Origin of the sequence: Gordonia paraffinivorans (genome assembly GCF_900683595.1) — a bacterium.
In the GTDB taxonomy this organism is placed as follows: domain Bacteria; phylum Actinomycetota; class Actinomycetes; order Mycobacteriales; family Mycobacteriaceae; genus Gordonia; species Gordonia paraffinivorans.
Map to the genome: position 1 here is coordinate 695,002 of NZ_CAACYD010000007.1, position 19,183 is coordinate 714,184.

At 70.2% G+C, this 19,183-nt stretch carries 15 protein-coding genes and 1 pseudogene; 9 read left to right on the forward strand and 7 right to left on the reverse strand.

Annotated features, from left to right (window positions below; all coding sequences use genetic code 11):
• Positions 1–79: 79 nt before the first annotated feature.
• Positions 80–466, reverse strand: coding sequence for a GNAT family N-acetyltransferase (locus E1P53_RS16150; protein ID WP_131734908.1), 387 nt, complete (start codon positions 464–466; stop codon positions 80–82).
• A gap of 82 nt (positions 467–548) precedes the next feature.
• Between E1P53_RS16150 and E1P53_RS16155 the strand changes: the two genes are divergently transcribed.
• Positions 549–1,628, forward strand: a complete 1,080-nt coding sequence (locus tag E1P53_RS16155) for an NAD(P)H-dependent amine dehydrogenase family protein (RefSeq protein WP_006899005.1) — start codon at positions 549–551, stop codon at positions 1,626–1,628.
• 14 nt (positions 1,629–1,642) lie between these two features.
• Here E1P53_RS16155 and E1P53_RS16160 read toward each other — a convergent pair.
• Together E1P53_RS16160 and E1P53_RS16165 are read right to left on the reverse strand one after the other, a co-directional pair.
• Positions 1,643–2,442 (reverse strand): annotated as a pseudogene (locus tag E1P53_RS16160) (NADPH-dependent oxidoreductase).
• Between the two features lie 401 nt (positions 2,443–2,843).
• Positions 2,844–4,352, reverse strand: coding sequence for a glutamate-cysteine ligase family protein (locus E1P53_RS16165; protein WP_109238169.1), 1,509 nt, complete (start codon positions 4,350–4,352; stop codon positions 2,844–2,846).
• Positions 4,353–4,398: 46 nt separating this feature from the next.
• Here E1P53_RS16165 and E1P53_RS16170 point away from each other — a divergent pair, with 46 nt between their 5' ends.
• The 3 genes from E1P53_RS16170 (at position 4,399) to purM (ending at position 7,749) form a co-directional block, all read left to right on the forward strand.
• Positions 4,399–4,797, forward strand: a complete 399-nt coding sequence (locus E1P53_RS16170) for a sterol carrier family protein (protein WP_040526319.1) — start codon at positions 4,399–4,401, stop codon at positions 4,795–4,797.
• Between the two features lie 153 nt (positions 4,798–4,950).
• Positions 4,951–6,552 (forward strand): amidophosphoribosyltransferase, encoded by a 1,602-nt coding sequence (gene purF / locus E1P53_RS16175; RefSeq protein WP_109238168.1) that lies wholly within the window; start codon positions 4,951–4,953, stop codon positions 6,550–6,552.
• Between the two features lie 84 nt (positions 6,553–6,636).
• A complete protein-coding gene (purM, locus tag E1P53_RS16180) occupies positions 6,637–7,749 on the forward strand; it encodes a phosphoribosylformylglycinamidine cyclo-ligase (RefSeq protein WP_006899011.1) in 1,113 nt (370 codons plus the stop codon).
• 349 nt (positions 7,750–8,098) lie between these two features.
• Here the strand turns inward: purM and E1P53_RS16185 are convergent, their stop codons facing one another.
• The 3 genes from E1P53_RS16185 to ygfZ form a co-directional block, all read right to left on the reverse strand.
• Entirely contained in the window at positions 8,099–8,275 is a 177-nt protein-coding gene (locus E1P53_RS16185) for a DUF3073 domain-containing protein (RefSeq protein WP_006899012.1), read from the reverse strand.
• 94 nt (positions 8,276–8,369) lie between these two features.
• Positions 8,370–9,047, reverse strand: coding sequence for an MOSC domain-containing protein (locus E1P53_RS16190; RefSeq protein ID WP_131734909.1), 678 nt, complete (start codon positions 9,045–9,047; stop codon positions 8,370–8,372).
• 4 nt (positions 9,048–9,051) lie between these two features.
• On the reverse strand, positions 9,052–10,230 hold the full coding sequence (ygfZ, locus tag E1P53_RS16195) for a CAF17-like 4Fe-4S cluster assembly/insertion protein YgfZ (protein WP_131734910.1): 1,179 nt from the start codon (positions 10,228–10,230) through the stop codon (positions 9,052–9,054).
• A 74-nt stretch (positions 10,231–10,304) separates the two neighbouring features.
• On the opposite strand from ygfZ, the gene E1P53_RS16200 reads away from it, so the two are divergent.
• The 5 genes from E1P53_RS16200 to cydC all read left to right on the forward strand — a co-directional run bounded on the left by E1P53_RS16200 (position 10,305) and on the right by cydC (position 17,445).
• Positions 10,305–11,174 carry an aminodeoxychorismate lyase gene (locus E1P53_RS16200; RefSeq protein WP_131734911.1) on the forward strand — a complete coding sequence of 290 codons (870 nt, stop codon included), beginning with the start codon at positions 10,305–10,307 and terminating at the stop codon, positions 11,172–11,174.
• A gap of 216 nt (positions 11,175–11,390) precedes the next feature.
• Positions 11,391–12,977 carry a cytochrome ubiquinol oxidase subunit I gene (locus E1P53_RS16205; protein WP_131734912.1) on the forward strand — a complete coding sequence of 529 codons (1,587 nt, stop codon included), beginning with the start codon at positions 11,391–11,393 and terminating at the stop codon, positions 12,975–12,977.
• A gap of 12 nt (positions 12,978–12,989) precedes the next feature.
• Positions 12,990–14,072 carry a cytochrome d ubiquinol oxidase subunit II gene (cydB, locus tag E1P53_RS16210; RefSeq protein ID WP_131734913.1) on the forward strand — a complete coding sequence of 361 codons (1,083 nt, stop codon included), beginning with the start codon at positions 12,990–12,992 and terminating at the stop codon, positions 14,070–14,072.
• The gene (cydD, locus tag E1P53_RS16215) at positions 14,069–15,754 is read left to right on the forward strand and encodes a thiol reductant ABC exporter subunit CydD (RefSeq protein WP_131734914.1); all 1,686 of its coding nucleotides are present in this window, start codon (positions 14,069–14,071) and stop codon (positions 15,752–15,754) included. The genes cydB and cydD overlap by 4 nt, the downstream gene beginning before the upstream one ends.
• Positions 15,736–17,445: a thiol reductant ABC exporter subunit CydC gene (gene cydC, locus E1P53_RS16220; protein WP_131734915.1), complete on the forward strand. Its 1,710-nt coding sequence runs from the start codon at positions 15,736–15,738 to the stop codon at positions 17,443–17,445. Before cydD ends, cydC begins: the two co-directional genes overlap by 19 nt.
• A gap of 120 nt (positions 17,446–17,565) precedes the next feature.
• Here the strand turns inward: cydC and E1P53_RS16225 are convergent, their stop codons facing one another.
• Entirely contained in the window at positions 17,566–19,065 is a 1,500-nt protein-coding gene (locus E1P53_RS16225) for an aldehyde dehydrogenase (protein WP_131734916.1), read from the reverse strand.
• Between the last annotated feature and the right edge of the window lie 118 nt (positions 19,066–19,183).

Genomic DNA, 19,183 nt, shown 5'->3' on the forward strand with positions numbered 1-19,183 from the left:
GTGCCGAGGAATCTTTCGAGGGTCGGCCGGAGGCGCGGTCGGCGGGAGGCGGCGCGGGGTCGGACATGGCGGTGGGGATTCAGTCTCGCTGCGTGCGGAGCCAGGCCAGCACGTCGGGCGTGACGGGCCGGGAGCTGTCGGCGTATTCGGGATGCTTGCCGAGGAAGGCCTTGACCAGCGGGCACACCCCGATGATCGCCAAGCCGCGGGCGCGGGCGTCGTCGAGGGCCTCGCGGACGAGGATCGTGGCGAGACCGCGCCCGCCGAAGGCCTCGTCGACCTCGGTGTGGAAGAAGACCCGCTCGGTCGGCGCCCCGTCCCGGTCCCGGTCGCGGTATTCGGCGAAGCCCGCAAGGGTGGCGGCGCCGTCGGCCGTCGTGCCGGGCTCGGACACGGTGATCTCGTAGCGACGTGCGGCCGGGACGTCTGCGACCGCCGTCGGTGCACCGGTCTTGTCAGTGGTCACCCACCGGAGTCTGCCACGAACGCCGGCTGTCGATCTGGCGGAACCCGCCGTCCGCTCCTGAAACGTGTTCTAGTTTGGGGGCATGGCGCTACGTGTGGTCGAGTGGTCGACCGGAACGGTCGGCAGGCATGCAATCGCGGGCATCGACGCCCATCCCGACCTCGAACTCGTGGGGGTCTGGGTGTCCAACCCGGACAAGGTCGGAAAAGACGCCGGAGAGCTCGCCGGTCTCGGTCGCGAACTGGGTGTCCGCGCGACGTCGGACCGGGATGCGCTGATCGCCCTGAAACCCGACTGCATCGTGCACACCGCGATGACCGACGACCGCGTCATGGAGTCGATCGAGGACCTGATCTGGTTCGTGGAGAACGGGGTCAACGTCGTCTCCAGCGGGCCGGTGGTGCTGCAGTTCCCGTTCGGCATCCTGCCCGACTCCCTGCTCGAGCGGATCGAGAAGGCGGGAGCGGCGAGCGGGGCCAGCCTGCACGTCAACGGCATCGATCCCGGGTTCGCCAATGACGTTCTGCCGCTGTCGATGACAAGCCTGTCGCAGCGGATCGACGAGGTGCGCTGCCAGGAGATCGCGGACTACTCGACGTATTACCAACCGGTCGTGATGCGCGACCTGTTCGGCTTCGGGCAGCCCATGGACACCACTCCGCTGTTGCTGTCGCCGGGGATCCTGTCGATGGGATGGGGATCGGTGGTGCGGCAGATCGCCGCCGGACTCGGCGTCACGCTCGACGAGCCGCTCGTCGAGCGGGTCGAACGCGTCGCGGCCGACCGGGATTACTCGACCGTGTCGGTGGAGATCCCCGAGGGCACCATGGCCGCGTTGCGTTTCGAGGTGGTCGGCCAGGTGAACGGCGTGGATCGGGTTGTGCTGGAACACTACACACGCACGCATCCCGACCAGTGCCCTCAGTGGCCGCGCCCGAACTCAGGCGACGGCTGCTACCGCATCCTGATCTCCGGAGAGCCGGAGATGGCCGTCGAGTTCGGGCATCACGGCGAGAACGGCGACCACAACGTCTCGGGCATGATCGTGACCGCGATGCGCCTGGTGAACTCCGTTCCGGCCGTGGTCGAGGCCCATGCGGGTCTGGTGACCGCGCTCGACCTCCCGCTCATCACCGGGCGGGGGCTCGTGGCGCGGGGCTGAGCTTCGCGCCCGGCTCAGCGTGAGGGCCAGCCCAGATGGGCGAGCTCGTCGCGCAGCTTGTCCCGGCCGCTGAGCGATTCCGGTCCGGCCAGTCGCCCGACGACACGGTCGCTCCAGCCGCCCGTCAGCCCATGACGCGTGTTGTAGGCTCCAGTGCGGCGTCGTAACCCTCGATGAGGCGGTCCGTCTCGGCGGGGTCGGAGTACTGCTCGTGGTGCAGCACCACATCCTGCGGCAGGCGCGGCTTGATGCCGGCGTCCTCGGTGGGGTCGGGCGTCCCGACCGCGAGGCCGAACGTGGCGACGGCGTGATCGGGGAGTCCGAGCTCGGCCGCGACCTCGCGCGGGCGGTTGCGGATCGCGCCGACGAACACCGTTCCCAGACCGAGTGATTCGGCCGCGACGACCGCGTTCTGTGCGGCCAGCGCGGTATCGACGAAACCGAGGATCGTGGACTCGAGGTAGTCGGCTCCGTCGAGCCGTGCCCCGGCCCGGGCGGCGAGGCGCCGGGCCCGCGACAGGTCGGCCACCCAGACCAGGAACAGCGGCGCCTGGTCGATGAACGCCTGACCGCCGGCGAGTTCGGCGAGCCGCGCCTTGCGGGCGCGGTCGCGCACCGCGACGACGCTCCACGCCTGCAGATTCGACGACGTGGCCGCGGACTGCGCGGCGGCCACGATCGCGTACAGCTCGTCATCGCTCACCGGGCGGTCGGTGAACCGCCGCACCGAGCGATGGGCGAGTTGCAGCGCGATGGTGTCGTTGGCGACGCCGAGTCGGGCCGCGGGATCCGCGTAGCGTTCGTGGACGGTCATGTGCTGCTCCTGATCCGGGTGGACGTCAGTTCGCCGAGGCGGGTTCGGGCGCCTCGATGCCGAGGTGCTCCGGGCGGATAGACCGTACACCGGCGACCCGGCCGGCGATCGAGCCGAGGCGTTCCACCTCCTCCGGCGAGAGCGCGACGTCTACCGAGGTCGCCGGCGTCGCGACGGCGGATCGCCGGATCGGCGACTCCGGCCGGTGTCGCGGTTCTGGAACGAGGCGGCGGACGATGAATGCCGTTGTCCGGGAATGGGTTTGGTGCCTCCTGGCCTCCTGGCCTCCTGGCCTCCGGGTCTCCGGGTCTCCGGGTCTCCGGGTCTCCGGGTCTCCGGGTCTCCGGGCCTCCGGGGATCGGCTGCCCGGCCTACACGTCAGGCGGGGACGTGGCGGCGGCCTAGACGTCCCACGTGTGCACCGGCTCGCCCTCGTGCATGAGGGTGATGTAGTCGCCGAGCATGCCGCGCAACGCCTCCGACCGCGTCTCGCCGGCCCGCTCCCGGGCCGCCACCGCTTCGCGTTGCCACACCGAGCCGGTGCGCCGTGTGATGCATCGCCCCTCGATGACCGACAGGTACCGCTTGCGGGCCTTGGCGGAGACGCCGTACCCCTGCAGGCCCTTCTCGGCGAGCGTCAACAACCGGCGCAGCACGAGCTCGTCCGGACGCACCCAGCCGACGTCGGGCCAGTACAGCTGCGACTCCATGCCGAAATGCGCGCCGGACTGCAGGTTCTCGGCGGCGGCGTTGAACGACATCTGCGACCACAGCGGTCGGTCCTCTTCGACGAGGCCGCGGACCACGCCGTAGTAGAACGCCGCGTTGGCCATCGTGTCGACCACCGTCGGCCCGGCGGGCAGCACCCGGTTCTCGACGCGGAGGTGCGCCTGCCCCTCGTGGATGTCGTAGACGGGCCGGTTCCAGCGGTAGACGGTGCCGTTGTGCAGCCGCAACTCGTCGAGCGTCGGGATGCGGCCGGCGTCGAGCTCGGCGAGCGGGTCGACGTCGGTGGAGACGGGCAGCAGGGCGGGGAAGTAGCGGGTGTTCTCCTCGAACAGGTCGAAGATGGTGTTGATCCAGCGCTCGCCGAACCACACCCGGGGACGCACCCCCTGGTTCTTCAGCTCCAGGGGCCGGGTGTCGGTGGCCTGCTCGAAGACCGGGATGCGGCTCTCGTGCCAGAGCGCGGTCTCGGCGAGGAAGGGCGAGTTGCCGGCCAGCGCGACCTGGATGCCCGCGATGGCCTGCGCGGCATTCCAGTGGGCCGCAAAGTCTTCCGGGGCCACCCGCAGATGCAGCTGCAGCGAGGTGCAGGCCGCCTCGGGCAGGATCGAGTCCGTCGAGGTGTGCAGGCGCTCGCTCTGATGGTCGTCGTCGAGCGGGACGCCGCTGATGTCGATCTCGAGGTCCTCGCCACGCGCGGCGAAGATCTGCTGGTTCAGCAGGTCGTAACGGGGGTTGGCCGAGATCCATTGATGGGCGAAGTGTTCGGACTTCAGGGTGGGGAGCATCCCGATCATCACGAGATGGTTGTCGGTCCGCGCGGCGCGCTCCTCGGCCCGGTTCAGCGACGTACGCAGGGCCTGCTCGAGGGAGATCGTGTCGTCGGTGGTGAACGGCCTCGGCGAGACGTTGATCTCGATGTTGAACTGGCCGAGCTCGGTCTGGTAGTCGGGGTCGGCGATCGCGTCGAGCACGGTGGCGTTGGCCATCGCCGGGCGCAACATGTCGTCGACCAGGTTCAGCTCGACCTCCATGCCGAGCAGCGGCTTCGGCGGCCGGCCGTGGTCGGTGAAGAGGCCGTCGGCGAGCATCCGGGCGATGGCGTCCGTGCCGCGCTTGACCTGTCGTCGGAATCGCACGCGGTCCTCGCCCGTGAACTCCTGCTTGTCCACCTCCGCACCCATGGACACATACTGCCCCAGATCAGGCGTCGTGAACCCCGTTGCGAAGATGTCTGACGTGGTTGTGCGCAAGAAAGTCGATCCCGCGGAGGTCCGGGCGGCGGTCCTCGCCGTCGCCGACTGGCTCGTCGATCCGTCGGCGCCCACGCCGTCGCGTGCCGAGCTCGCTGCGGCCGTCCGCGGGACCGCGCGGACACTCGAACAACTCGCCCCCGGCAACTCGGTGGAGGTGCGCATCCCGCCGTTCGTGGCGGTGCAGTGCATCGAGGGGCCGCGCCACACGCGCGGCACCCCGCCGAACGTCGTCGAGACCACCCCGCGCGCCTGGCTGGAGCTGGTGACCGGCCGGTTGTCGTTCGACGACGCGGTCGCCGACGGCACGGTCGACGCGTCGGGGCATCGGGCCGCGCTGGTGGCCGAGTTGCTGCCGCTCGTGCCCCTGAGATGAGTGTGATCGGTCACTGATGGGGGGTGACGTGGAATTACTCGCCTCCGCGAGCCGCTGCAAGATTCGCAATGCGAGGCGACGGCCACGTAAACTCCCGTTTGTCTCCCGGCACTTCTACGTGTTACCCGATTCGCAGCCCAGGGGAGCTAGTCGATGACTGATCGTCCGATCACCAACGTGAACCTGCTCGCTCCCACGGCACAGGCGCGCGGATGCGCCGCCGGTGGGTGTGCGCCGAAGCCGGCCCCGCTGGACGAATCCGAGAACGAACCCCGCGAGGAGTGCGGCGTATTCGGCGTGTGGGCGCCGGGCGAGGACGTCGCGAAGCTCACCTACTACGGCCTCTACGCGCTGCAGCACCGCGGCCAGGAAGCCGCGGGCATCGCGGTCGGCGACGGCAGCCAGGTCGTGGTGTTCAAGGATCTGGGCCTCGTCAGCCAGGTGTTCGACGAGCAGACCCTGGGCGCCATGAGCGGACACGTGGCCGTCGGCCACTGCCGGTACTCCACCACCGGCTCGACCACCTGGGAGAACTCCCAGCCGATCTTCCGCACCACCGACGCCGGCACGGGTGTGGCCCTCGGACACAACGGAAACCTCGTCAACACCGCCGAACTGGCCGCCCGCGCCCGGGAGATCGGCATCAAGAGCTCCGCGGCCACCTCGGACTCCGACGTCGTCGGAGCACTCCTCGCCCACGGCGCCGCCGACAGTTCGATCGAGCAGGCCGCTCTCGAGCTGCTGCCGACCCTCAAGGGCGCCTTCTGCCTGACCTTCATGGACGAGCACACGCTCTATGCGGCGCGCGACCCGCACGGGGTGCGCCCGCTGTCGCTCGGCCGCCTCGACCGCGGCTGGGTCGTCGCCTCCGAGACCGCGGCCCTCGACATCGTCGGCGCGTCCTTCGTCCGCGACATCGAGCCCGGCGAGCTGCTCGCCATCGACGCCGACGGCGTGCGGTCGCAGCGTTTCGCCGAGCCGACCCCGGCGGGCTGCGTCTTCGAGTACGTCTACCTCGCCCGGCCCGACTCGGTGATCCACGGACGGTCGGTGCATTCGGCCCGCGTCGACATCGGACGCCGCCTCGCCCGCGAGCATCCCGCCGAGGGCGACCTGGTCATCCCGGTGCCCGAGTCCGGCGTCCCGGCGGCGGTGGGCTTCGCCCAGGAATCCGGCATCCCCTACGGCCAGGGCCTGATGAAGAACGCCTACGTGGGGCGCACCTTCATCCAGCCGTCGCAGACCATCCGTCAGCTCGGCATCCGGCTCAAGCTCAACCCGTTGCGGGAGGTCATCCGCGGCAAGAGCCTCGTCGTCGTCGACGACTCGATCGTCCGCGGCAACACCCAACGCGCGCTCATCCGGATGCTGCGCGAGGCCGGCGCCGCCGAGGTGCACGTCCGCATCGCGTCGAGCCCCGTGCGCTGGCCCTGCTTCTACGGCATCGACTTCGCCTCCCCGGCCGAGCTCATCGCCAACGGCATGGAGTCCGAGGAGGGCATGGTCGAAGGGGTGCGCCAGGCGATCGGCGCCGACTCGCTCGGCTACATCAGCATCGACGAGATGATCGCGGCGACCGAGCAGCCCGCCTCGTCGCTGTGCGCCGCGTGCTTCGACGGCAACTATCCGATCGAACTGCCCAAGGAGAGCTCCCTGGGCAAGGCGGTGCTCGAGCAGATGCTCGCCGCCGCCGGGGACGGGGTCGACCCGCTGACGAAGCCCAACGACAACGTCAGCGCAGTCATGCGTCCCTGAATCCGGGGGAAGTGCACTCCGGTACCGTGTGATCCGTCGGCGAACACGCCGAGAACGACTTTTCGACAAGGGGTGCTTGCGGAGATGACCGAGCGGGATGCGGCTGCCGACGAGACGACTGGCTCCACGCCGCCGGCGTCCTATGCGGCGGCCGGGGTCGACATCGACGCCGGTGAGCGTGCGGTGGAACTCATCTCCCCGCACGCCAAGCGGGCGTCACGCCCCGAGGTGCTCGGCGGGCTCGGTGGTTTCTCCGGCCTGTTCGCGCTGAAGGGCAACTACCGGGAGCCGGTGCTCGCCGCGGCGAGCGACGGCGTCGGCACCAAGCTCGCGATCGCGCAGGCCATCGACAAGCACGACACCGTCGGCCGAGACCTCGTCGCCATGTGCGTCGACGACCTCGTCGTCTGCGGTGCCGAGCCGCTGTTCCTGCAGGACTACATCGCGGTCGGCAAGGTGGTCCCCGAGACCGTCGCCGAGATCGTGGCCGGCATCGCCGACGGCTGCGTCGACGCCGGATGTGCGCTGCTGGGCGGTGAGACCGCCGAGCATCCCGGCCTGATGCAGGACAACCACTACGACCTGTCGGCGACCGCTGTCGGCGTCGTCGAGGCCGACGACGTGCTCACCCCGGACCGCGTCCGGGCCGGCGACGTCGTCATCGCCATGGGCTCGTCCGGCCTGCACTCCAACGGCTACTCGCTCGCCCGTAAGGTCCTGCTCGAGTGGGGCCACATGGACCTGCGCGGACACGTGGAGGAGTTCGGCCGCACCCTGGGCGAGGAGCTCCTCGAGCCGACCCGCATCTACGCCCGCGACTGCCTGGCGCTCATCGCCGAGGCCGACGTCCGGACCTTCGCCCACATCACCGGCGGCGGTCTGGCGGAGAACCTGGCGCGCGTGATCCCGCAGGGGCTCGTTGCCGAGCTGGAGCGCAACACCTGGACCCCGGCGCCGATCTTCGCGCTGATCGCCCAGCGCGGCCGCGTCGAGCAGCTCGAGATGGAGCGCACCTTCAACATGGGTGTCGGCATGGTCGCGGTCGTCGCGCCCGAGGACACCGATCGTGCGCAGGCCGTGCTCACCGCCCGCCACGTCGACAACTGGGTGCTGGGCACGATCAAGCGCGCCGCGGACCCCAAGAGTACCGAGGCCCGACACCGCGTGTCCCTCGTCGGCGAGCACCCGCGGTTCTGATCCGCAGACGCGCCGAAGAGACCAGAGCGGACAGCGACACAGGACAACACGAAGAGCGGCGGAACCGGTTCGGTTCCGCCGCTCTTCGTGTTGTCGATCGCGAAGTGCGTCGATCGGATTCGTTCTGTGCAGACGACTCGGCAGGTCCGCCGAGGACTCCTCCACCCACGGCCGTCACGGTCGTCGTCGGAACAGGCTGTGATCCGACGCGCTCCGGGCGTTCGCGGTGTCGCGAGCGCCCGGAGCGTACGGGAAGATCAACCCGCGTCGCCGCAGGTCCGCTTGAGCGGAGAGGTCGTGGGAAGAGGTCGGGCGCCTGTGGTGAGACGGGCGCCCGGAGTGGTGCGCGTCAGGCGCGGCGCCACTCGTCCTCGTCTGCCCACTCGTCCACCGGATCCGGACGATCAACCGGGCTGCTCTGCCCGGACAGCTCTCGCTGCAGACGTTCCAGATCGGTGTTCGGTGTGGAGTACTTCAGCTGACGTGCAACCTTCGTCTGCTTTGCCTTTGCCCGGCCGCGGCCCATACGGGACCCCCTCGCACAATGACGGGGCGGCCAAACATTTTGGCGGCCCCGTTCTCTTGAAGTAATTCTGTCGTGCTGCCAGTCTAGCGCGCCTCTACAGATTGTGTGCCGCGCCCTGCCCTGCCGCGTCGTCGAGCGGGGCGGACCTGGCGAGAATGCGGGTGGCCTCGCGCCGCACCTTGGCCGGGAGATCGTCGGCCGCCAGCAGCGTGCGAAGGGCGTCGGGATCGGTCCCGATGAGCAGATGGCGGGCCGTCACGCCGTGTCCGGGGCGATGGATCACCTCGACCGTGTCGCCGGCGGCGACCGTGCCCGACCGGAGAACCCGCAGGTAGGCGCCGAAATCGGCGCGGTTCATGAACCGTTTGACCCATCGGGGCTCGCCGGCCCACTCGGCGAACGTGCGGCAGGGCACGCGCGGGATCGTGACCTCGAGCACGAGCCCGTCGTCGCCGACCCGCCACTGTTCCCCGACGTGCGCGTCGGAGACGCCGATCCCGTCGATCCGGAGGTTCTCCCCGAACCATCCGTAAGGAAGCTCACGCCCGAGCTCTTCCGACCAGCGGCGCGCCTCCGGCTCGGAGTAGGCGTACACCGCCTGATCGACACCGCCGTGATGCCTGCGGTTGCGCTGATGGTCGGCCACGAGACCCAGCTCGCCGACCTCCGCGCGCCCGGAGAGCGCGCGCTTGTCGATGGCGGAGGGGCCGATGCCCTTCAGGACGACATCCCGGCCGGCCGCGCAGACGGCCAGCACGGTTCCGGTGCCCACCGGGTCACGCGTCCCGGGGCGCGGCGCCGGACCGCAGGCGCTCGATGGCCGCGCGCCCGGCCTGGACGTGTTCGTCCTCGCGAACCGAGTCGGGATCGATGCGGGCGCTGACCGGTTCCTCCGCTCCCGCCGCGAGGTCGACGTCGGCACCGACGTTGCGCTTGACGAGTGCGAGCGCCACGGGACCCCACTCGTAGTGGTCGACGACCGTGCCCAACCGGCCGACGGCGCGTCCGCCGGCGGTGACCGGGTCGCCGGTGGCGGGCCGCCGGTCGGTGCTGCCGTCGAGGTGGAGCAGCACCAGGCGTCGGGGTGCCTTGCCGAGATTGTGGACGCGGGCGACGGTCTCCTGACCGCGGTAGCAGCCCTTGTCGAGGTGGACCGCGCCCTCCTCGCCGGGGCCGCCGATCCAGTCGACCTCGTGGGGGATGGTCCGCTCGTCGGTGTCGACGCCGAGCCGGGGGCGCCGGGCGGCGACGCGCAGGGCCTCGTGAGCCCAGCTGCCGGCCATGCGCGCACCCGCCTCGGCCAGCGCCTCCCACCACCGGAGCAGGACGAACTCGGGCACGACGACGTCGACGACCGGCAGGTCGCGGTCCTCGCCCAGCGGCGGCATCCGCCGCCAGAAGCCCAGCGGCTCGTCCTCGTGATGGGTCTCGGGGAGGTCGCCGGCGCGGTACACGTCGGCGTCGGCCGGTATCTCGAGCAGGTCGGCGACCGGCCCGGTGACCGCGGCGGGGCCGACGAGCGTCAGGACTCGCATGTCGGGGCGCAGGACCGGGTCGGCCTTGGCCCAGAACACCATCTTCTTCAGGAAGCCGGCCAGCGGCTCGCCGCGGGAGCCCTCCGTGTCGATCCAGGTGACGCCGTCGACGTCGGTGAGGACGAAGTGCTCCTCGACGCGTCCGTTCGCGTCGAGCGACAGGTTCTCCGCGCTGCGGCGGTCGGGCAGATCGGCGACATGCTGGCTGGAGATCGTGTGCAGCCAGCTCAGCCGCTCGTCCCCGGAGAGTTCGATGACCGCGCGGTCGGAGCGGTCCACGACGATCACCCCGCGCGCCGCCGCACGCTGCTCGCCGAGGGGATCACCGAAGTGCCACGGGGTCTCGGCGGAGGAGAAACCTCCGGGGCCGGGCACCGCCCCGGACTCGGAATACCTGGTCAGGATGGGTGAACGGCTCACGGGTCGATTCTACGGGTCCGGGTGTCCGCGGGGGCGCGCAGCGCGGGTGCGGCGACCATGGCAGCCTCGTATCCATGTCGGATTCGATCCTCGTCACGCTCGACGGCGCCCGCCACGACGCCGATGCCCCCTTCCTCCACGCCGACGACCTCGCGGCGGTACGCGGGGACGGCATCTTCGAGACCCTTCTCGTGCGCGGCGGACGCGCCCGCTGCGTGCGCCTGCATCTCGAGCGGCTCGGACGCAGCGCCACGGCGATGGGACTCCCGGCACCCGACGAGGGCGAGTGGCGCCGTGCCGTCGACGCCGCGGTGTCGATGTGGACGCAGGAGCACGGCACGGCCGGGGAGGCGCTGTTGCGCCTGGTCTATACCCGCGGGCGCGAGGACGGCTATGCGCCGACGTCATACCTCACCGTCGAGGCGGTCCCCGAGCGTGTGGCGTCCGCACGGGCCGACGGGGTCTCGGTGGTCACACTCGACCGCGGCTTCTCGATCGATCTCGCCGCGCGGGCGCCCTGGCAGCTCCTGGGCGCCAAGACCCTCAGCTACGCGACCAACATGGCCGCGCTGCGGCATGCCGCGTCGGAGGGCTACGACGACGTCATCTTCGTCAGCAGCGAGGGCGTGGTCCTCGAGGGGCCGCGCTCGTCGGTGGTCGCGGTCTACGGCGACACCCTGGTGACCCCGCCGCCGGAGATCGGGATCCTCGAGTCGACCACCGTGCGCGCGGTCTTCGATCTCGCCTCCTCCGAGGGCTGGAAGACCAAGGCCGACCTGTTGCGGCCGGCAGACCTCGTCGCCGCCGACTCGGTCTGGCTGATGTCGAGCGTCACCCTCGCCGCCCGGGTCACGCACCTGAACAGATATGTGATGCCGGTACCGCAAGATCTGGACATGATTCCCGAACTGGTCAATCGCGCCATCTCCGACGAACAGAATTGATCCCGGTCACACGGGCCTGCTCCCGGGGCTGGGTCACACACTGCTCGAGGTGAGAGGGAATACACCCTGAACAGGGGATTGTCGGGACCTTTGCCGCTTGAGTAGGTCAGGTGACCAGGCGTAGCGTCGCGCTGGGACTTACTACCGGACGTAGTAGGTCGCGTGCATTGGGAACCTGCCGGTGACAACCGGTGACCTGATTCGAGGCAAAAAGATATGAATGCTCTGGACATCTCCAGGTGGCAATTCGGGATCACGACGGTCTATCACTTCATCTTCGTCCCGCTGACGATCGGCCTCGCGCCGATGGTCGCGGTGATGCAGACGGTGTGGCACGTCACCGGCAACGAGCAGTGGCTCCGCGCGACCCGATTCTTCGGCAAACTCTTCCTCATCAACTTCGCGCTCGGTGTCGCGACCGGCATCGTGCAGGAGTTCCAGTTCGGCATGAACTGGAGCGAGTACAGCCGGTTCGTCGCCGACGTCTTCGGCGCGCCGCTGGCGCTGGAGGGGCTCGTCGCGTTCTTCCTGGAGTCGACCTTCCTGGGGCTCTGGATCTTCGGCTGGGACCGCCTGCCCAAGAAGGTCCACCTCGCCACCATCTGGCTGGCGGCCATCGGCGTGAACGCCTCGGCGTACTTCATCATCGCCGCGAACTCGTGGATGCAGCATCCCGTCGGCGTCAAGTGGGACGAGGCCCGTAACCGGCCGGCGATGGACGACTTCTGGGCGGTCATCACCAACAACACGACGCTGGCGGCCTTCCCGCACGTGATCGCGGGCGCGTTCCTGACCGCGGGCACCTTCGTCGCCGCCATCGGCATCTGGTGGATGGCGCGGAACATGTGGCGCGCCAAGAAGCTGCGCGAGGCGACCGAGACCGGCGATGCGAGCGTCGTCCCGGAGAGCACCTCGCCCAGCCACATCGACGCCACTCCCGAGACACTCGAGAAGGACGCACGCGACCTGTGGCGCCCGGTCACCCGGTTCGCGCTGTGGGTGACCCTGGTGTCGGGCCTCGCGCTGTTCGTCACCGGCGACATCCAGGGCCAGATCATGTTCAAGCAGCAGCCGATGAAGATGGCGTCGGCGGAGTCCCTCTGCGAGACCCAGACCGGCCCCGGCTTCTCGGTGCTGTCGACCAGCCGGCAGAACAACTGCGACGACATCGACCACGTCATCGAGATCCCCAAGATGCTGTCGTTCCTCGCGACGCACCGGTTCGACGCGACCCTGCAGGGCGTGGAGAACCTGCAGGAGCAGTACCGGGAGGCCTTCGCCGACAACCCGAACGTGCCGGCGAACCAGAACTTCGCGCCGAACCTCTTCGTCACCTACTGGGGCTTCCGCGCCATGATCACCTGGGCGCTCGGCTCGGTCGTGGTCGCGCTCGGCGGCCTGTGGCTGACCCGGCGCAAGCGGGTGGTCGAGTCCCGCAGGTTCGGCTTCATCGCCCTGCTGATGATCCCGACGCCGTTCCTGGCCAACAGCTCCGGCTGGATCTTCACCGAGATGGGCCGTCAGCCGTGGGTCGTCGCACCGAACTGGGAGGACGACCTGGACCCGCTGCGCATCAGCATGCTGGTGCAGAACGGCGTGTCCAACCACACGCCGCCGGTCCTGTGGGCCACACTCATCGGCTTCACCCTGATCTACGGAGCGCTGGGCGTCATCTGGTTCATGCTGCAGCGGCGGTACGTCATCGAGGGGCCGGCGAGCTACGACTCGCGGCCGCCGGGCGATGACGACGGCGATTCCGATTCCGAATCCGACGAGCCCAAGCAGCTCTCGTTCGCGTACTAGGAGGAGACTGACATGGGACTCCCAGAATTCTGGTTCTTGGTCATCGCGGTTCTGTTCGTCGGGTACTTCGTCCTCGAGGGATTCGACTTCGGCGTCGGCATGCTGATGCCGTTCCTCGGCTCCAGCCACACCGGCGGCGACGACAAGGTGTCGCCGGACGACCCCGAGGCCGACCCGGACAAGCGCCGCCGGGTGCTGCTCAACACCATCGGCCCGGTGTGGGACGGCAACGAGGTGTGGCTGCTCACCGCCGGCGGTGCGCTGTTCGCGGCGTTCGGCGGCTGGTACGCCACGATGTTCACCGCGTTCTACCTGCCGCTGTTCCTCATCCTGATCGGCCTGATCACCCGCGTGTGCGCGATCGAGTGGCGCGGCAAGATCGACAACCCGCGCTGGCGGATGTGGTGTGACGTCGGCATCGGCCTCGGCTCGTGGATTCCCGCGATCCTGTGGGGCGTCGCCTTCGCCAACGTCGTGCGCGGCCTGCCGATCGACGCCGACGCCCAGTACACCGGCGGGTTCTTCAACCTGCTCAACCCGTACGCCCTGCTCGGCGGCGCGACCACGCTGCTGGCCTTCCTCACCCACGGCGCCGTCTTCATCGCGCTGAAGACCAGCGGCGTGCTCCAGGAGGACGCCGCCCGGTACGCCTCGCGCCTGGCGTGGCCGACGCTCGTCGTCGCGGCGGCCTTCCTGCTGTGGACCCAGTTCGCCTACGGCAACGGCTGGACCTGGATCCCGGTGCTGATCGCGGCGGTCGCCGCCCTCGGCATGGTCGCCACGACGCAGGTCGGTCGGGAGGGCTGGGCCTTCTTGTTCACCTCGATCGCCATCGCCGGCACGGTGGCCACGTTGTTCGCGGTCCTGTACCCGAACGCGCTGCCCTCGACGCTGAACGAGGCGTGGAACCTGACCATCGACAACACGTCGTCGAGCAGCTACACGCTCACGGTGATGACGTGGGCGGCGGTGTTCATCACGCCGGTGGTGATCGCCTACCAGGCGTGGAGCTACTGGGTGTTCCGCAAGCGCCTGTCGGTCACGCAGATCCCGGATTCCCACGGGCTGTCGTCGCTGCGTGTGACGAGCAAGTGAGATCCCGGCCCCCGGTCGATCCGAGGCTGCTCCGGTACTCGCCGACCACGCGTCGGTACGTGGCGGTCACGGCGGTGTTCGCGGTGGCGGAGGTCATCGCGATCATCGTCGCCGCGTGGATGGCCGCATCCATCCTCTCGGAGCTGATCGTCGCACCGGAGCTGCGCTCGTTCGGCTCGCAGTGGGTGCATCTGGTGGAGCTGGCCGTCGCGATGGGGGCACGGGCGGTGATGGCCTACGGCCACGACCGCTACTCCCACCGCGCGGCGGAGCGGGCGATCGCCGAACTGCGCGCCGAGGCCCTCGACGTGCTCACGGACCCGCGCCGGACGTCCGGACGGACGCTCCTCGGGGTCCGTGAGCACGCGGCGACGGTGCTGCTCCGCGGGTTGGACGCACTGGGGCCGTACCTGTCGGGATTCCTGCCCGCCATGGTGGCGGCGGTCGCGATCACCCCCACCGTGGTCGTGGTGATCGCCCTGGCGGACTGGCCGTCGGCGATGATCATCCTGATCACGCTGCCGCTCATCCCGCTGTTCATGATCCTGGTCGGCCTGATGACCAAGGACCGGACCACTCGCAAGCTGGCGACGATGAGCCGGCTCACCGCCCAACTGCTCGACCTGATCGCGGGGCTGCCCACCCTGCGCGCGCTGAACCGGGCGCAGGCGCCCGCCGCGCAGGTCGCCGAACTCGGCGAGGCGCACCGGCGCAGCACCATGTCGTCGTTGCGGGTGGCGTTCTTGTCCGGGGCGGTGCTCGAGCTGCTCGCGACCCTGTGCGTCGCCCTCGTCGCCGTCGGCATCGGCCTGCGCCTGGTCTTCGGCGAGATGTCGCTGTATGCGGGTGTGTTCGCGCTCATCCTGGCTCCCGAGGCGTACCTGCCGCTGCGCCGGGTGGGTGCGCAGTTCCACAACTCGACCGACGGGCTGACCGCCGCGGAACAGGTGTTCGATTTGATCGACACCGCAGGCGAGGAGGAGGCGCCCGCCGGAGGCGGACGAGGCGTGACCGTCGCGGGCGCGCCGGTCACCATCCTCGATCTCGGGGTGCACGGCCGCGACGGCTGGGCTCCGGAGTGCTTGCAGGCGACGATCGAGCCGGGCACGGTCACGCTGTTCACCGGACCCAACGGCTCCGGGAAGTCGACGACCCTCGCCGCGATCATGGGGCTGCTCACCCCCGACGACGGGTCGGTCCTGATCGGCTCGACGCCGGTGCTGCACGCCGACTCGGAGTCCCTCCACGAGCAGATCGCCTGGCTGCCGCAGCAGCCGGTGATCGTGCCGGGGACCGTCGGCGAGAACCTCGAACTCTTCGGTGCGCTCGACACCGAGGCCGCCGAGCGTGCGGCCGTGGCGAGCGGCTTCAACAGCGTGGTGCTGGAGTTGCCCGCGCGACTCGACACCCGGCTCGGCGCCGGCGGCGTGGGTCTGTCGGCAGGACAGCGTCAGCGTCTCGCCCTGACCCGGGTGCTCGCCTCGCCTGCGCCGCTGTTGCTGCTCGACGAGCCGACCGCCCACCTCGACGCGGCCTCGGAGCGGGCGGTGCTCGAGGTCCTGCGCGAACGGGCGCGCGCGGGCGACACCGTCATCCTCGTCGCCCACCGCGACGTCGCGCGTGAGTTCGCCGACCAGATCGTCGACTTCGGGGGAGGTGTGCCGTGCGTGACGACCCGTTGATCCGCGCGTTGGGCCTGCTGGGGCTCCGCAGGGGCGCCGTCGCCAAGGCCCTGCTGCTCGGCGTGGGCGGTGCCCTGTCGGCGCTCGGCCTCGCCGCGCTGTCGGCCTGGCTGATCACCCGCGCCTGGCAGCAGCCCCCGGTGCTGTACCTGTCGGTGGCGATCACCGCCGTCCGCGCCCTGGGCATCTCGCGCGGTCTGCTGCGCTACCTCGAACGGCTCGCCACCCACGACCTGGCGCTGCGCGCGATGTCGACCGCACGGGAGCGGCTCTACCGGGCGCTCGCCACCGGCAACCCCGCCTACTCGGTGACGCTGCGTCGCGGAGAGCTGTTGACGCGCACCGGGGATGACATCGACGAGATCGGCAACGCGCTGATCCGCGGGCTCATCCCGATCGGCGTGGGCGCCACCACGGCGCTCGCCGCGGTCGTCGTGATGGCGGTGGTGTCGATCCCGGCGGCGTCGGTGCTGGCGGTCGCGCTGATCGTCAGCGGCGGTGTCGCACCGTGGCTGGCCGCGCGCGGTGCCGCACGCACGATCCACGACGGGGCGCAGGCCGGCGCGGAGTCCGCGGAGGCCACGACCGCCGCCCTGTGGCACGCCGCCGAACTGACCGTCGCCCGGCGCCGCGCGCAGATCCTGGCGGCGGCGGCCGATGCGGACCGTCGCCATCTGGAGGCCACCGATCGCGGGCGCCGCATGGAGGCGGCGGCCGCGGCGGCGACCCCGCTGTCGATGGGTGTGTCGCTGCTCGCGGCGTGCGTCATCGCGATCATCCTCGCGTCGCAGGTCTCCGGATCGCTGGCCGGCATCGCGTCGGGTGAAGGTCTCACCCCGATGATCCTGGGCGTGCTGATCCTGCTGCCGTTGTCGGCGTTCGAGTCGACCGCGCCGCTCACCGAGGCGGGCCTGCAGCTGGAGAAGAGCAGGCAGAGCGCGGCGCGGGTCATGGCCCTGGTCGACGGCGCCCGGGAGGGTGCGGACGACGCCGACACCGCCGACGTGCCGGTGCATCCCGGTGCGGTCGAGGTCACGACGAGCGGATTGCGCTGGGGGCGTGCGGATCGCGCGCTCGCCGGCCCCGCCGACGGGCTCGACCTGGATCTGCGACCGGGCTCTCGGCTCGCGGTCGTCGGGCCCAGCGGCGTCGGCAAGTCGACCCTGCTGCTGACCCTGGCGGGACTGCTCCCACCGGTTGCGGGCGAGGTGAGGTGCGTCGACGTCTCGACCCGCGCCGAGGTCGGGTTGCGCGCGGCCGCCTGCTACTTCGCGGAGGAGGCGCACATATTCTCCACGTCGGTGCGCGAGAACCTGCGCGTCGCGCGCGGGGACGTGACCGACGAGGAGATCGGCGAGGCGTTGCGGACCGTCGGCCTCGACGGCTGGCTCGCTCGCCTGCCCGAGGGCCTGGACACCACGCTGTCCGGCGGCGCCGAGGCGGTCAGCGGCGGTGAGCGCAGGCGCCTGCTGCTGGCACGCGCGCTTCTGCACCGGGCGCCGGTGGTCCTGCTCGACGAGCCGACCGAGCACCTCTCGGCCGACGACGCCGATCATCTGCTGCGCCGCCTGCTCGGAGCCGAGGACGACCTGTTCGGCCCGGACCGGATCGTCGTCGTCGTGACGCACCAGTTGCCGGCCGAGATCGGTCACGCGAAGGTCGTCGAGCCGGCGGGTGCCGCCGCGCGCTGAGGCGTCGCCGCAGACCGTCCGCCGCGGAGGCCATCTCGCCACACCATCCGGGGACGCAGACAAGAACCGGGGCCGGACGCAGCGCGTCCGGCCCCGGTACCCCCTGTGAGAGATGGGAGATCAGTCGGTCTTCACCTCGTAGCCCATCGGCAGCATGGTGGACTTGTGCTCGAGGAAGGACTCGAGGCCCTCGCGACCGTTCTCGCGGCCGATGCCGGAGTTCTTGTAGCCGCCGAACGGTGACTCGGGATCGATTGCGTACCAGTTGATCCCGAAGGTACCCGTGCGGATCTTGGTGGAGATCTCGATACCGCGCTCGACGTTGCTGGTCCAGACGCTGCCGGCCAGGCCGTAGCTGGAGTCGTTGGCGATGGCGATCGCCTCGTCGACGTCGTCGTAGGCGATCACCGACAGGACCGGGCCGAAGATCTCCTCCTGCGCGATGGTCATGTCGTTGGTGACGCCGGTGAAGATCGTCGGGGTGAGGAAGTAGCCGGGCTCGAGGTCGGCCGGGCGCTCGCTCTCGAGAACCGGTGTGGCACCGGCCTTCTTACCCTGCTCGATGTAGCCCTCCACGCGCTGGCGCTGCTTCTCGGAGATCAGCGGGCCGAGTTGCGCCTCGGGATCGGACGGGAGTCCGACCTTCATCGTCTTGGCCGCCTCGACCATGGCCGCGACGATCTCGTCGTGACGGCTGCGCGGCACCAGGATTCGCGTCTGGGCCACACACGCCTGGCCGGTGTTGAACAGGCCGAGGAAGGTCAGCATGAAGGCGTTCGACGCGATGTCGACGTCGTCGAGCACGATCGCCGCGGACTTGCCGCCGAGTTCCAGCGAACACCGCTTGAGCGATTCGGCGCAGGCGGCGCCGATCGCCTTGCCCGCGGCGGTGGACCCGGTGAAGGTGATCTTGTCGACGTCCGGGTGGGCGACGAGGGCCTGGCCGGTCTCGGTGCCGCCGGTCACCACCGAGATCGCCTCCGGCGGCACGCCGGCCTCGATGAACAGCTGGGCGACGTAGTTGCCGGTCAGCGGGGTCTCGGGCGCGGGCTTGAGCACCACCGAACAGCCCGCCGCGAGGGCGGCGCCCATCTTGTTGCAGGTGATGAACAGCGGGACGTTCCAGGCGCAGATGGCGCCGACGACGCCCACCGGCTCACGGGTGATGCGGGTGGTGCCGAACAGGCCGGTCCGGTACTCCTCCCACTGGTAGTCGCGGGCGGCGTTGGCGTAGGCCCGCAGCACGCCGGTTCCGGGCAACTGCTGCAGGGTGCTGATGGCGCTCGGCGGTGCGCCCATCTCGGCCGAGACGAGGGCGGTGATCTCGTCGCCGCGCTCGTCGATCAGGTCGGCGACCTTCGCGATGATGTCCGCGCGCTGCGCCGGGGGCGTCGAACTCCACACCCCGGAGTCGAAGGCGGCACGGGCGGCGCGGACCGCGGCGTCGACGTCGGCGGCGTCGGCATGCGGGACGGAACCCACGCGCTCGCCGGTGGCGGGGGAGAACACCTCGAGGGTCTCGGTGGAATGCGGGTCGACCCACTGGCCGCCGATGAGCAACTGGGATCGGTCGCCACCGCCGACGATGGTGGCGGTGCTGGACTCCACGGTCTCGGTCATTGCGCGTGTGCTCCTCAGGAGGACGGGATCTTGCCCGGTCACGCAGCGGATTCTCGGCCGCCGGCAGGCAAGTGTGAACTACGGCACACGCAATACTAGAACACGTTCTAACTCCACC

Excerpts from the sequence above, each read along its gene's own strand:
- E1P53_RS16165 (WP_109238169.1), bottom strand. The coding sequence starts at position 4,352 with ATGGGTGCGGAGGTGGACAAGCAGGAGTTCACGGGCGAGGACCGCGTG.
- E1P53_RS16205 (WP_131734912.1), top strand. The coding sequence starts at position 11,391 with ATGAATGCTCTGGACATCTCCAGGTGGCAATTCGGGATCACGACGGTC.
- purF (WP_109238168.1), top strand. The coding sequence starts at position 4,951 with ATGACTGATCGTCCGATCACCAACGTGAACCTGCTCGCTCCCACGGCA.
- E1P53_RS16155 (WP_006899005.1), top strand. The coding sequence starts at position 549 with ATGGCGCTACGTGTGGTCGAGTGGTCGACCGGAACGGTCGGCAGGCAT.
- E1P53_RS16170 (WP_040526319.1), top strand. The coding sequence starts at position 4,399 with ATGTCTGACGTGGTTGTGCGCAAGAAAGTCGATCCCGCGGAGGTCCGG.
- E1P53_RS16200 (WP_131734911.1), top strand. The coding sequence starts at position 10,305 with ATGTCGGATTCGATCCTCGTCACGCTCGACGGCGCCCGCCACGACGCC.
- E1P53_RS16185 (WP_006899012.1), bottom strand. The coding sequence starts at position 8,275 with ATGGGCCGCGGCCGGGCAAAGGCAAAGCAGACGAAGGTTGCACGTCAG.
- purM (WP_006899011.1), top strand. The coding sequence starts at position 6,637 with ATGACCGAGCGGGATGCGGCTGCCGACGAGACGACTGGCTCCACGCCG.
- E1P53_RS16225 (WP_131734916.1), bottom strand. The coding sequence starts at position 19,065 with ATGACCGAGACCGTGGAGTCCAGCACCGCCACCATCGTCGGCGGTGGC.
- cydB (WP_131734913.1), top strand. The coding sequence starts at position 12,990 with ATGGGACTCCCAGAATTCTGGTTCTTGGTCATCGCGGTTCTGTTCGTC.